This is a genomic window from Trueperella bonasi (assembly GCF_030811535.1).
GTDB classification, from domain to species: Bacteria; Actinomycetota; Actinomycetes; order Actinomycetales; family Actinomycetaceae; genus Trueperella; species Trueperella bonasi.
The window spans coordinates 1,250,132-1,263,832 of the sequence record NZ_JAUSQX010000001.1; the positions used below are offsets into that span (position 1 = coordinate 1,250,132).

Here is a 13,701-nt window from a genome sequence, read left to right on the forward strand (position 1 = left end):
CTTTCGCCTCATTGCGAATAGTGATTTTGATGCCAAGGCGGCATCTTTAGCACAGTTGTCAGACAACTGTATGGAGAGTCTATGGCGAACCGCTGCTTGTGGCAACGACTTTTTGTGAATTCGCGGGCGGTGATAGGCGGATTTCGGGCAAGTCGGAAAAGCTTCCAGAGTCCGCGGTGCCGAGCGGTGAGATGGCGCCCTAGGGCAGGATCGCCGAGAGTAGGTCGGCTATCCCTGACTGCGGGCGCCACCGCATTCACTAGGAAATTGGGGGAAATATAAGAAGACGGATCTTCGGTTACTTTCAGCTCGGTCATGGCTGTTTGGATTGCGCCGCAGCGTTCGTGACCTACCACGACGACGAGAGGCACTTTGAGCACTTCGATTGCGAAGGAGAGCGAGCCTAAAACGGACTGATCCACGGTATGGCCCGCAGTGCGCATAACGAAGAGATCGCCAAGCCCTACGTCGAACACGATCTCGGTGGGAACTCGCGAATCGGAACAGCCGAGCACCGCCGCTATTGGGCTTTGGCCGCTTCGCAGGTTTTCTCGCCACTGCAGGGTTTGATGAGGCCGTGTGGCATTGCCGTTGGCAAAGCGTTCGTTGCCGGCAATGAGTGCCTCGAGTGCCACGGAGGCAGTGGATGGTGCCGTGCGGCGCAATTGACTCATAGGTCCATTTGATCGGTTCATGTTGTCCTGCGCGTAAATGCTGTGGAGTTGAAGCTGGGCCGCAAAGTTAACACTCGGATTACTGGAGCCGCTTGTGCGTCCGAAAGTGGGCAATAAGCCAAAAATTCCCGCGATACTTCGCGGGAATTTTATGGTGGCTCCGACCGGCGTCGATCCGGTGACCTTTCGATTTTCAGTCGAACGCTCTACCAACTGAGCTACAGAGCCTAGAGAGAAAAATACCCGGTGGAAACCGGGTGATTTCTCTGCGACCCTGACGGGACTTGAACCCGCGACCTCCGCCGTGACAGGGCGGCGCGCTAACCAACTGCGCTACAGGGCCAGATTTGGCATCGCTACCAGCTTCTGGTGAAGCAGTACCCCCAACGGGATTCGAACCCGTGCTACCGGCGTGAAAGGCCGGGGTCCTAGGCCGCTAGACGATAGGGGCAAAGACCGAAGTCTTTTTTATCCCAGCCAGCTTAGCGTTGGTGGAACGGACACTAGCCTATGCGAGCCGGGTGCAGAAAAGCAAAATCGACGCCGGGTGGTGTTAACCACGTTTGTGTTCTCGCGTGCGCCGAGACTATGCCGCAGCGAGTCAGAACCGCGCATCTGCCGGAGTAACTCTCACACTCGCCTCTTCCTCGTGAGTTATCGGCGAACTAACTCGAACCGCGAGCGCGCGTGCTCTAGCCTTAATCCATGACGAACTTTGCCACGAACGTCATGGCGAAAGCGATGACGATGCAGCTTGCTTTGACGCAGGCTCCTGAAGACGGCGTCACGCCGCAGCCGGTTGAAGAAGTGGTCGAAGCGACTGTTGAGGCCACGGTTGACACCCTGCGCATGGTGCTCACCATTGGTGTGGGCGCAGCAGCCGGTGTGCTTGCGGGCTTGCTCGCGATTGCACTCCTGCGCATATTTTCGCGCAGCGGAAGCCACATGGAGTTTGTTGTTCGGGCTATTTCCCGCAGACTTCAGATCCTGCTCATAGCCATCGGTGGATTCTTCGGATTCCGGTACGGTCGTTCAACACTTAGTCACGAAGCTCCGGGCTGGTTCGAATTCGTTAACCACATGGCGATCATCGTGATTATCCTATTGGCAACCTGGGTGCTGTCGGGGCTCGTTAATGGTGTCACCCAAGCTGTCAACGAGAGCATGGCTGAGACATCCGAGGGGCGCGCCGCCCGAGTGAAAACTCAAACTCAGATTTTGCGCCGCGTTGCAGTGGTTGTCGTATGGATTCTTGGTATCGCGGCGGTGCTTTTGACCTTCCCCGGAGCCAGAGCTGCAGGTGCATCGATTTTCGCCTCGGCGGGCATCGCCTCCGTCGTCGTCGGCCTTGCCGCTCAAACGACACTTGGAAGCGTCTTCGCAGGGCTGCAACTCGCCTTTACGGACTCAATCCGCGTGGGCGACATCGTGCACTATCAGGGCAATTACACGACAGTTGAAGAAATCACGTTAACTTACGTTGTGCTAGCAGTGTGGGATGGGCGCAGGATTATCGTTCCGTCTTCAATCATGACGACGGAGTCCTTCGAAAACTGGACTCGCCGAGCCCCCGAAATGACTGGCGATGTTCTTATCAAGGTCGATTGGCAGGTACCGATTGACGCTGCACGCTTGCGCCTCGAACAAATCCTCGCCGAAACGGACCTGTGGGACGGCCGAACTGGCGTTCTGCAAGTCAACGACGCCTCAACCACCGAAGGGATTGTACTTCGATGCCTCATTTCTGCGGAATCTTCCCCGAAACTAACGGATTTGCGCAACCACGTACGCGAGGAGATGGTGTTATGGATCCAGGAAGAAGCACCGCAGGCGGCACCGCACACGCGCATTTACAAGGATGAGAAAGGTGATTTTTGGGAAACTCGGCAGTACACGGAGGCTCTCGTGCGTAAGCGTGAAGAGCTCAAGCCTCCGGTGTTCGTGCCTGTCGCCGGTGCTGATGGATCGGCGTCGGGTATCACTCAGGAGACGGAAATTATTTCGGGTGACGACGTCGAACGGTTACGCCGGATACCTATCAGCGAACGCGGCTCCCAGCTGGACGACCATAGCGCTGCCAGCGGGCAAGATCGTGGCCGCGACGGGGATGATGACACGGCCGAAGTGAGCATGACCTCGCAGGCTTCAACCACGCAATCCGGTACGGTGAAATCCGCGATCTTTTCCGGCTCACCTGAAGCTGAGGCCCGAGCACGCGCCTACGCTGGTCCGGGCGACGAGGTGTACGAAGAAAGAAAGCGTAAGATTGAGGATTCACGCTCAGATCTTTCCACCGCTGATGATGACGATTTAGAAAATTCCGAGGAGACTTTATGACCTTTCCCGTTTCAAAATCCGACGACGAATGGCGCAACCTGCTTACTCCGATGGAGTTCCATGTGCTACGAGAGGCGGGTACGGAGCGGCCTGGTACGGGAGAACTCCTGCACGAAGAGCGGGCGGGCATGTACCACTGCAGGGCGTGCGACGCTGAGCTTTTTCGGTCCACAACCAAATTCGATGCCCACTGTGGGTGGCCGTCTTTCTATCAACCCGATGAACAGGGTGCGGTAGCTTACGTTGAGGATCGCTCGCACGGAATGGTGCGTACGGAGGTGCTGTGCGCGACGTGCGGCTCTCACCTTGGTCACGTGTTCCCGGATGCTCCACATATGCCAACTGGCCAACGGTATTGCATGAATTCGGTGTCGCTGAGGTTCGCACCGGAAACGTGAGTTGGGGGAGCCGTATGATTAGGTTCGGCACTTTCAATATTCAATACGCGAGTCCAATCCCCGCTCGATATAGATCGAGTACCTCGGTGATTGACGGTCCAGGAGCGAAATCTACATTGCGCTTGGCCCGTGAAATTTCTGCTCTTGAGGTCGATGTTCTTGGCCTTCAAGAGGTCGATTGAGGAAAGTTGCGCTCCGGTGTTCCCGCCGTCGTCGCTGAAATTCGTTATGTGGGAGAATGGGAAAATGGCTAGCGGGCGGCGATACGAGACGGGCAGCATCCGGAACATGACCGGCGATGCAATGCGTCATGCGGCGCCGGGCATTTTGTTGGCCTCGGGAATAATTCAGTACGTGGGCGCTTCGATTGCGGTGACTTTGTTCGCAGCGACGAGCGTTGCTGCTGTTGCCTGGGGAAGAGTGGCAGTCGGTGCCATCGTGATGATGGCCTGGCGCCGACCAACTATCGTGTGGCGGCAGCTGTGGCGACCTGCCGTGTTGGGGATCGCTTTGGTGACGATGAACGTGCTGTTCTACCAGGCGATTGCGCGAATTCCGCTCGGCACTGCAGTGGCGCTTGAGTTTATCGGACCGGTTTTGCTGGCCGCGGTGACTGGACGAGGTTGGCGAATTTGGGCCGGAATTGTGTTGGCGGTTTCCGGGGTTTTTCTTATTTCTTGGATTGGTGTGGATACGAGCGAGCCAGGCGTGGCTGCGGGTGTCGCCTTCGCCGTCGCGGCGGGTGCGGCATGGGCGCTGTACATGTGGATGGGTTCGAAGGTAGCGACGGCGGGAGCTGGGCCGGACTCGTTGGCGCTCGGTATGGCGATAGGTGCGATACTCTATGTGCCGTTGGCAATCCCGAATTTCGGCGTGATTTTAACGGATGTGAAATTGCTGGTGCTCATGGTGGCGGTTGGCTTGTTTTCCTCGGTCGTGCCGTATTTCCTCGAGGTCACTGTCTTGTCCAAAGTCCCGGCTTCAACCTTCGCGCTCTTGAATTCTTTGTATCCGGCTACATCGCTAGTTGTGGGAATGGTACTTCTGCGCCAGTTCCCAACTGCGGGGGAAATCTTAGGTTTGCTGCTAATTTCGATAGCTGTGGTGCTCGTGACGTGGCGGCCGCGAAAGAACCATTCGGTTAAGCGCCGCGCGTGATTCCCGCCGCGATTGTGGCGGATAATTTTTCGCTTGGCGCCGGTGGCGGTAGACTCAGTGGAGCTGCAGCGAATTTGTTGTGGTATCAGACTTAAATGTCTGGGCGGGCCTCTAGCTCAATTGGTTAGAGCTGCGGACTTTTAATCCGTAGGTTGTGGGTTCGAGTCCCACGGGGCCTACTGTGAGTTTCGGCCGGTATCTCACCGAAAACGAGATGCCGGCCATCACTGTTTTACGGGTTCACTTCCTTATTCACTCCCTATCCAAACGGGGGCATCAATCACTCATAGGGAGCACATGAAACATGCCCGGGATAAGTGAAACCTTCTCCGTTTACAACCTACTCCGTTTACAAGGGAGGCATTCCCCGAATGCGGCCGTTGTCAAATAACGTCCCACATGAGAGCAAGTTTTGCGAGACAATGGTGCCAATCGAACGGAGGCAACCATGAGACAGCCACGCAGGCCAGCACAATTGAAACCCGAGCAGATCGACATGATCGAAGGTGAGGTGGATACGGCCACTTCATCCGAACTTGCACATACGTCAGCTCAAGCGATTGTCCCTATGGGAAGCGGCCGGCAGGAGGACGTTGAAGTGCTTGAGCGGGTGCAAGCTCTGATCCGTGAAGAAGGCGTGGACGTGCTCGCAGAATCTTGGGTGAATTCGCCCGAGGATTCCCTACCAGGAGTGTTGTGGCGGGGCTTCTTGCTCGCTGAATGGATTCGGCGTTTTCCTGAAGAAGCAGAAGTGCGCCATGCGGCAGCGCAAAAGGTCGCGAGCGAAAGCGCCCCCGAAAAGCTGGATCAGGTGTGTCCTCCTCGCGATGTTCGTGCAAAGTGGGACGAGGTGTTCAAGGGTAATTTCCGCGGTGATTTCGCGGACGTGCTTCGTTCATCCGCGCGTTTTACAGACTTCTTAGGTCACGTCCAACCGAGCTGGATTACCGATGATGACCACGAGCTTGCCACGGAGGTGACACGTCGAGATACGGCGATGCTCCGAGTGTCGGAAGAATTCCACATTGCTGGCGAACGGCTTGTCAAGGGCAGGCTCGGCTAGATGGCAATTGACATTCGCGCACTTGGCACACCGGTGGGTTTTGAAACCGAGATTCGCGAGCTTGCCCAACACGTTTACGAGGCTGATGGCTTCGCGGCCTTCGACGAACAAACCCTTCTTAACCTCGACTCGCCCGGCGCTGCAGAGTATCTGCTTGTAGTTGATGGTGGCGACGCCGACACCCCGGCCAACGTTATCGGCGGGGCTATTCGGGACGTGCGCAATGGGAGCGTCGAGCTTGCAATCAAGCCGGAGTACCGGCGTCGTGGACTGGGGCGGCGCCTGCTGGCAGAAGTCCGTGGGCGTTTTCCCGAATCACAACTGTGGGCGCATGGCACATTGCCGGCGGCACAGGCGCTCGCGGAGTCCGAGGCGCTCAAGCCGGAGCGAACGTTGTTGGTGATGAGCCGCCCGCTGGTAGGAGTCGCCGAGCCGGTTGACTTGGAAAATGCGATTCCAAATTGGTCGATTGAGCCGATCCGTCCCGACGTCGATCTCGATGCCTTTACAGAGTTAAACGCCGCCGCGTTTGCTCAGCATCCCGAGCAGGGGCAGCTCACAGTTGAAGACATGAAGCAGCGTTTTGCTCAGGACTGGTTTGACCCCGAGCTTTTATTGCTCGTGCGGCCGAAGAGGATCGACAGGCCGGAAGATATCGCAGATGGGGCGGCGATGAGCGCCTCGGTGGCCTCTGCAAGCGGGCTGAACGGAGATAAACCGCTGGCCTTCCTATGGCTAAAACCCCAGTCCCAATCTCTGGTTGAATTGTATGTGCTTGGCGTCCATCCGCAGATTCAGGGGCAGGGCCTTGGCGGTTCGCTGGCGAATCTGATGTTGAAGATCATGCGTGGGCACGGGTTCCAGCAAGCAATTCTTTATGTTGACGCGGATAATGAGCCGGCCGTGCGTTCCTATCGGCGTGCCGGCTTCGACATTTCGCAAACGCACACCCAATACGCATTTTGAGCTTCTGCCCGCAGCTACTTGCCGTTGATATTGCCGTCCAAAATCTGAGAACATTTCGGTATGAGCGAGCTAAATCCTGATTTAACCCCGTCAACACCCGCAGACCACTTCGACCTTGGTGAAGCTCTTCCCGAAGTTTTGGAAGAGATTATCGAAGGCGATGAAGAACTCGCCGAGATGTCTAATGACGACGTGCAGGCCCTGCGTGCTCGCGTACTCGAAGGTTTACGGATGGGGGCCGGTGTTTCCACCGAAGAACTCGTCGAAGAGGCAGAAGAGTTAGTACGCGAGGCCGAGGCTGAGGAAGAGGCGCTGCATGAAGGTGATCTTCCCACGGGACGTTTCCTAGACCGTGAACTTTCGTGGCTCGCGTTCAATGAGCGCGTACTTGATCAGGCGGAGGATCAGGAGCTACCAATTTTGGAACGCGCATGGTTTTTAGCGATTTTTGCTTCGAATTTGGACGAATTCTACATGGTCCGCGTGGCCGGTTTGATGCGGCGTATTGCTACGGGAATGGCGACGACGAAAGCCTCCGGCCTAGCACCGCGCCAGGTGCTCGAGGGCATTACGATCCGCACGAAGGAGCTGCAGGAGCGCCACGCGCGAGTGTTCCGCGACGACGTTCAGCCCAAGCTCGCCGAGGTGGGCATTGTGATCCAGCACTGGTCGGACTTGAATGATAAGGAAAAGGATCGCCTGTCAAAGTTCTACCGCAAGCAAATTTTCCCGGTTCTGACTCCGCTGGCAGTAGATCCGGCACATCCGTTCCCCTACATTTCGGGTCTGTCTTTGAATTTGGCGGTTTTGGTACGAAATCCGAAGAATGACAAGGAATTATTTGCCCGGGTGAAGGTTCCGCCACTGCTGCCGCGTTTCATCGCAGTGGATTCGGACGGGCGTCCGTACCGCCCGGAGGACGTGCCTGTTGATGAGTATGGCAAGACCGCCTATATCCCGCTGGAAGAGGTCATCGGTGCACATCTCGATTCCCTGTTTCCGGGTATGGAAGTGGTCGAATATTCCACTTTCCGGGTGACTCGTAACGAGGATCTTGAGGTGGAGGAAGACGACGCCGAAAATCTCTTGAAGGCATTGGAAAAAGAGTTGTTACGGCGCCGTTTTGGCCAGGCTGTTCGGTTGGAAGTAGAAGAGGATATTTCCAAGCGGGTGTTACAGCTTCTCGTGCGTGAACTTGGCGTTCGCGACGCCGATGTGCTCGCCCTTCCCGCCCCGCTCGACTTAACCGGTTTGAACGTGATCCACGATCTGGACCGCCCGCATTTGAAGTACAAGAAGTTTGTGCCGGTCACGCCGAAGGGTATTACGGATATTGAGTCCTCGTCGATGCCGGATATTTTTGCCGCGATTCGCCGCAAGGAGATCCTGGTTCAACATCCGTATGACTCGTTTGCGACTTCGGTGCAGCATTTCATTCGCCAGGCTGCCGAAGATCCGAAGGTGCTAGCAATTAAGCAGACCCTGTACCGCACTTCCGGTGATTCTCCGATCGTCGATGCTCTGATTAAGGCGGCGAATCTTGGTAAGCAGGTGCTCGCCGTCGTTGAAATTAAGGCGCGTTTCGACGAAGAAAATAATATTGAGTGGGCGCGAAAATTGGAGCAGGCGGGCGTACACGTGGTCTATGGGATTGTTGGGCTGAAGACGCACTGCAAGCTTTCGTTGGTTGTCCGCCAAGAATCGGATGGCCTGCGCCGGTACTGCCACGTGGGGACAGGTAACTACAATCCAAAAACAGCTCGCGGATATGAGGATCTTGGCTTGTTCACGTGCGACCGGGATGTGGGCCAGGATCTAACTCGCCTGTTTAACCAGCTTTCGGGATACGCGCCGAAAGCGAAGTTTCACCGCTTACTCGTGGCGCCGACCGGTATTCGCAAGGGCCTGATCGAGCAGATTGATCGCGAGATAGAACACCACGAGGAGGGTAAGCCAGCCTGGATTCGACTCAAGTGCAACTCGATTGTGGACGAACGTATTATCGACGCGCTGTATCGTGCCTCGCAGGCCGGTGTGCCGGTAGATATTCAGGTGCGTGGAATTTGTTGCTTGCGCGCTGGAATCCCGGGACTGTCTGAGAATATTAGGGTGCGTTCGATCCTTGGGAGGTTCCTCGAACATTCGCGGATTTACGCCTTTTGTAACGACGACGATCCGCAGGTTTGGATTGGATCTGCAGACCTCATGCATCGCAACTTGGACCGCCGGGTTGAGGCTCTAATTCGAATTGAAGATAAAGATCAGAAAGAGTTCCTGATTGAGCTCGTTCGCCGGGCGACTTCTGATGAGGTGCAGTCGTGGCACATGAAGGCTGATGGTTGGGAGCGAGTGGTGACGGATTCCGAAGGGGAGAGGTTGCCGCACATTCAAGACCAGCTCATGGTGCGCGCTCGCGAAAATGTGGCAGACCGCGGTTAGCGCGCGGTACTAGCAGGTGAGTTTCGTGGTGAAACCAGATGTTCGTGGCGCCGGTGCGGTCATTTGGCGAAAGAAGGATCGCAAGACCCAGGTTTTAATAGTTCATCGGCCTATGTGGGATGACTGGTCCTTTCCGAAAGGTAAGGCGAAGAAAGGCGAGTCGTTGCACGAGTGTTGCATCCGGGAGATGCGCGAGGAAACGGGCCTCGACGTCGTTCTTGGGGTGCCCCTTGGGTGGCAGCACTATACGATCGCCGGTGGGCGTAAGAAAGAAGTGCGTTACTGGCTTGCGGAGGTGGCCGAGAAATCGAATCCTGCCGTGAAGTTGCGTCCGAAGGTGGGCTTGGCCTCTAAGAAGGAGATCGACGACGCGCGGTGGGTGACGATCAAGCAGGCGAAGAAGCTGCTCACCCACAAGGGGGACCGCACGATTCTCGGGCATATGAAGGACTTGTGGTCTGACGATAAGCACGAGACGGTTCCGCTGTTGCTTGCTCGGCACACGCGCGCAACTAAGCGCTCGGCGTGGATGGAAAAGGGCAAGCGTGGGCGGGAAGAGACGCGTCCGCTGACCAAGACGGGCTACGAGCGAGCCGAGTCGCTTGTGCGGGTGTTTTCGGCCTATGGCGTGGAGAGAATCGTGTCCTCGCCTTGGCGCAGGTGCGTGGAATCCGTGACTCCTTACGCGAAGGCGGCAGGGTTAGCTGTGGAGACTCATGACGAGCTGACGGAGGCTGCGCATGCGAAAAAGCAAAAGCCGGTTGCTTCTTTGATTCGAAACTGGCTTCGTAAGGAATTGCTGCCCACCGTCGTGTGCTTGCATCGCCCAACCCTGCCCACCGTTATGCAAACGATTGAGGATTACACTCCCCAAGTGATTATGCGGCAAGTGCCGGAAAAGGATCCGTGGTTGAAGACCGGCGAAGTTATCGTCGTTCACGTTGCGAATCGGCGGGGTAAGGCGCCCACTATTGTGGCTCTTGAGAGGATCCGGCCCGTTATTGAGTAAGCAATAACGCCACCGAAAGAGAACTGATACCGATCTGTTACCTTCGATAAAGTGTTGATTATCCACCGAAAAACAGGGGAGTGTGTGGTAACTTATAGCTTGTTAACCCATTGTTAACCCTGTGATTGCTGAACGTCAATCAAGCCCTTTTATTGTAGTTCGTGGCAAGAGGCTTCCAGCCTCTGACGAAACCCGCATCTAGAAGGATGGAAAACTGTGAAGATTGCACGTAACCGCGGAATCGCCGGCATTGCAGCTTTGACGCTCGCACTTGGCTTGGCCGCTTGTTCGAATGGCAACGAAACCACGTCGACCAACGATGGTGAAGGATCAGGTGTCACCATCAACGGCTCGGGCGCTTCGGCTCAGGTAAACGCACAGCAGGCATGGCGTGATAACTTCACGGCACAGGCCGGTGCGATCGTCAATTACGATTCGACTGGCTCCGGTACGGGCCGCGACCAGTTCATTGCTGGAGAAGTCCACTACACGGGCACCGACTCGATGCTTGACGCCGAAGAGATCGAAGGCGCAACCGAGCGTTGTGGTTCCGAGCCAATCGAACTTCCGCTCTACATTTCACCAATCGCTCTCACCTTCAACCTTGACGGCATTGACAACGTCAACATGACCGCCGACATCATTGCACAGGTATTTAAGGGCGAAATCACAGAGTGGAACGACCCGGCTCTCGTTGCGATCAACGATGGCATCGAGCTTCCGGCGCAGCCGATTATCCCGGTCAACCGCGCCGATGATTCCGGCACTACCGAAAACTTCCAGCAGTACCTCGCGGAAGCCTCTGACCTTTGGGAGCACGAGCCTTCCGACACCTGGCCACTGACCGGCACGCAGTCTGCTGAGCAAACCGCTGGTGTTGTTAATCTCGTGAAGTCGACCCCTGGCGCGATCACCTACGCGGATGCTTCGCAGATTGGCGATCTAGGCACCGTTGCTGTTGAAGTTGCAGGTGAATTCCTCGAGTACTCGCCCGAAGCTGCCGCTGCAATCGTCGACGGCTCGCCGCGTACAGACCACGCAACCGACCGCATCATCACGGTTGACCTCAAGCGTGATGGCTCGATCGAAGGCGCGTACCCGATCGTGCTGATCTCCTACCTCGTTGCTTGCACCGAGTATGACAACGCTGACGAAGCAGAAGTTGTCAAGGAATACTTCACCTACATGGCTTCGCCAGAGGGCCAGGAGGCTGCGGCCAAAGCGAATGGTGGTAACGCACCGATTTCTGACGAGCTTCGCGAAGAAGCAATGGCTGCGATCGAACAGATCCAGACCAACTAAAATGACACTCTCAACGTCATCGCGGGCCAGCCTTTCTTTGGGCTGGCCCGCGGCACGTAAATGATCGGAGTATGACGTGACTCACGTTGACAACTCTGCCGAATCGCAGGTGGAAAAAGTGCCGGATCATCCCCCGACACGTAAACTCTCGGCCGGCGAACGGCGAGCCGCATTGGCACCGGGTGCCGGTGGAAAGAGAACGGGCGATAAGGTCTTCGGAGGAATTTCGACGGCCGCCGGCGTTTCAATTCTTCTCTTGCTGGCCGCGGTCTTTATCTTCCTCCTGTTCTCTTCAGGCAATATTCTTATTACACCAGGCGAAGAACTCGCTGAGCGTGTCGGATTCACGCGAGGCAAAACTTTCTGGGAGTTCGCCGGGGTAACAGTTTTCGGCACGCTCCTTGCAGCTATCATTGCACTTATTATCGCGGTTCCCTTTGCGGTCGGAATTGCACTCTTCATTTCGCACTACGCACCACGCAAGCTTGCCTCAGCTTTTGGCTACATGATTGACCTGCTCGCCGCTATTCCCTCGGTTGTCTTTGGTCTGTGGGGAATGTGGACGCTCGAGCCGGTCATGCGACCCATCTTCTCGTGGCTTTCATCGTTTCTAACCCCGATTTTCGAGTGGATTTCGGGAACGCCCGAAAAGCTCGAGAATGGGGAAGTGGTTTGGCAGGGTGGTATCCCCGGCTTTAACTACGCTGCGGCCAACTGGGATTGGTGGCCTTTGGCCCCCGACGCGGCCGCGTTCATTCCTCCAGCCCGTAACATTTTGATGGGTGGAATCATCCTTGCAATCATGATCCTTCCGATCATCACCTCGCTCGCGCGCGAAGTCTTCCTCCAGACCCCGCGCTTGCAAGAAGAAGCGTCCCTCGCACTCGGCGCAACCCGTTGGGAAATGATCAAGATGGTCGTGCTACCGCACGGCCGATCAGGAATCGTCTCGGCCTCGATGCTAGGCCTTGGCCGAGCACTTGGTGAGACGATGGCATTGCTTATGGTTCTTTCACCAGGCCTAGAAATTAACTTCAAGCTGATGAGCCCGGGCCAGCACTCGACCATTGCATCGCAGATCGCGTTGAGGTTCCCGGAAGCCTCAGGCATTGAATCAGACTTCCTGATTGCTCTTGGCCTGATCCTGTTCGTCATTACGTTCGTGGTTAACTTCATCGCTCGTTCGATTGTTGCCCGGTACGCAGAGTTCTCAGGAGCAAACGCATGAGTGTTGATACCCTTACATCCCCAGGTGGCGTGAAAGCACGCCCCCAGAAGTACCTGCCGAAGTGGTTTAACCTTGCAGCAATCGCTGTAGCTTTAGTTCTCGGAGTTTTCGTCGCTCAGGTTGCCGGTAGCGGTGTCGGCGGCACGCTAACTTTCTTAGCCGTCTACTTCCTGATCGTCATTGTTGCTGGCTTTAGCGTGGAAGGCCGCCGTTACGGCACCGATCGCCTCATGACTTCGGTTATCGTTGGCACCTTCATCGCCGCCGTCATTCCGCTGGTTTCACTTTTGTGGACCGTCTTTGTGCAGGGCTGGTCACGAATGACTGCCGGTGGCTTTTTCACGGCGACGACGTTCGGCCAGTCCGATCCGAATGCGGTAACGGGAGCCGGCCACGCCGTCGTCGGGACCTTCCTCATTACGGGAATGGCCGCGCTGATCGCAGTTCCGTTGGGAATCCTGACGGCCGTCTACCTCGTTGAATACGGGCGCGGGATACTCGCACGAGTCACCACCTTCATGGTTGACATCATGACTGGTATTCCCTCGATCGTTGCCGGTTTGTTTGCAGCTGCAATGATTCCGATGATCAACCAAGCGCTGTTTGGGCAGGCCCAGTTTAAGAACGGCTTTGCCGGCGCTATCGCTCTGGTTGTGTTGATGACGCCGATCGTGGTGCGAAACACCGAGGAAATGTTGCGGCTGGTGCCAAATGAATTGCGCGAAGCTTCCTATGCTCTTGGTGTTACCAAGGCAGGAACAATCGTTCGCGTTGTCTTGCGTACCGCTCTTTCGGGCATTGTTTCCGGAGTTTTCATCGCTACCGCACGCATCATCGGCGAATCAGCACCGCTCATGATTACGGCGGGGACGACCGACTTCTACAACTACAACATTTTCCAAAACCAGATGTACACGTTGCCCGTGTACGTTTACAACCAGTACAAGTCCGGAAATTCCGCTGAAGCCTGGGCAGGCGCACTCCTGCTAATCCTGATCGTTCTCATATTGAACCTGCTGGCTCGTTTCATTGCCAAGAAGTTTGCTCCGGCGGGCGAGAAGTAGCCAACGTAGAAAGCGGCAACGGCCGCGTGAGGCGTGAGCCTCACGGGTGAGAGCCCAAGAAAG

Annotated in this window: 11 protein-coding genes and 4 tRNA genes; 11 read left to right on the plus strand and 4 right to left on the minus strand. The window is 56.2% G+C overall.

Going from position 1 to position 13,701, the window contains the following annotated elements; genetic code table 11:
- Positions 1-8: 8 nt before the first annotated feature.
- The 4 genes from J2S70_RS05805 to J2S70_RS05820 all read right to left on the minus strand — a co-directional run bounded on the left by J2S70_RS05805 (position 9) and on the right by J2S70_RS05820 (position 1,125).
- Positions 9-674, minus strand: a complete 666-nt coding sequence (locus J2S70_RS05805; protein WP_307682793.1) for a carbonic anhydrase — start codon at positions 672-674, stop codon at positions 9-11.
- Between the two features lie 152 nt (positions 675-826).
- A tRNA-Phe gene (locus J2S70_RS05810) sits at positions 827-902 on the minus strand.
- 41 nt (positions 903-943) lie between these two features.
- Positions 944-1,017 (minus strand) — tRNA-Asp (locus J2S70_RS05815).
- A gap of 35 nt (positions 1,018-1,052) precedes the next feature.
- Positions 1,053-1,125 (minus strand) — tRNA-Glu (locus J2S70_RS05820).
- Positions 1,126-1,379: 254 nt separating this feature from the next.
- Here J2S70_RS05820 and J2S70_RS05825 point away from each other — a divergent pair.
- The 11 genes from J2S70_RS05825 (at position 1,380) to pstA (ending at position 13,638) form a co-directional block, all read left to right on the plus strand.
- A complete protein-coding gene (locus J2S70_RS05825; RefSeq protein ID WP_307682794.1) occupies positions 1,380-3,011 on the plus strand; it encodes a mechanosensitive ion channel family protein in 1,632 nt (543 codons plus the stop codon).
- Positions 3,008-3,409 carry a peptide-methionine (R)-S-oxide reductase MsrB gene (msrB, locus tag J2S70_RS05830; protein ID WP_307682795.1) on the plus strand — a complete coding sequence of 134 codons (402 nt, stop codon included), beginning with the start codon at positions 3,008-3,010 and terminating at the stop codon, positions 3,407-3,409. The genes J2S70_RS05825 and msrB overlap by 4 nt, the downstream gene beginning before the upstream one ends.
- 246 nt (positions 3,410-3,655) lie before the next feature.
- Positions 3,656-4,567 (plus strand): EamA family transporter, encoded by a 912-nt coding sequence (locus J2S70_RS05835; protein WP_307682796.1) that lies wholly within the window; start codon positions 3,656-3,658, stop codon positions 4,565-4,567.
- A gap of 105 nt (positions 4,568-4,672) precedes the next feature.
- Positions 4,673-4,746: transfer RNA gene (locus J2S70_RS05840), tRNA-Lys, on the plus strand.
- A 269-nt stretch (positions 4,747-5,015) separates the two neighbouring features.
- Entirely contained in the window at positions 5,016-5,630 is a 615-nt protein-coding gene (locus J2S70_RS05845) for a hypothetical protein (protein ID WP_307682797.1), read from the plus strand.
- On the plus strand, positions 5,631-6,596 hold the full coding sequence (gene mshD / locus J2S70_RS05850; protein ID WP_307682798.1) for a mycothiol synthase: 966 nt from the start codon (positions 5,631-5,633) through the stop codon (positions 6,594-6,596).
- Between the two features lie 60 nt (positions 6,597-6,656).
- Positions 6,657-9,035, plus strand: a complete 2,379-nt coding sequence (locus tag J2S70_RS05855; protein WP_307682799.1) for an RNA degradosome polyphosphate kinase — start codon at positions 6,657-6,659, stop codon at positions 9,033-9,035.
- 25 nt (positions 9,036-9,060) lie between these two features.
- Entirely contained in the window at positions 9,061-10,044 is a 984-nt protein-coding gene (locus tag J2S70_RS05860) for an NUDIX hydrolase (protein ID WP_307682800.1), read from the plus strand.
- 216 nt (positions 10,045-10,260) lie between these two features.
- Positions 10,261-11,346 (plus strand): phosphate ABC transporter substrate-binding protein PstS, encoded by a 1,086-nt coding sequence (locus J2S70_RS05865; protein WP_307682801.1) that lies wholly within the window; start codon positions 10,261-10,263, stop codon positions 11,344-11,346.
- A 76-nt stretch (positions 11,347-11,422) separates the two neighbouring features.
- Positions 11,423-12,574, plus strand: coding sequence for a PstC family ABC transporter permease (locus J2S70_RS05870; RefSeq protein WP_307682802.1), 1,152 nt, complete (start codon positions 11,423-11,425; stop codon positions 12,572-12,574).
- Complete coding sequence (gene pstA / locus J2S70_RS05875; RefSeq protein ID WP_307682803.1) at positions 12,571-13,638, plus strand: phosphate ABC transporter permease PstA; 1,068 nt, start codon at positions 12,571-12,573, stop codon at positions 13,636-13,638. Before J2S70_RS05870 ends, pstA begins: the two co-directional genes overlap by 4 nt.
- Positions 13,639-13,701: the final 63 nt, after the last annotated feature.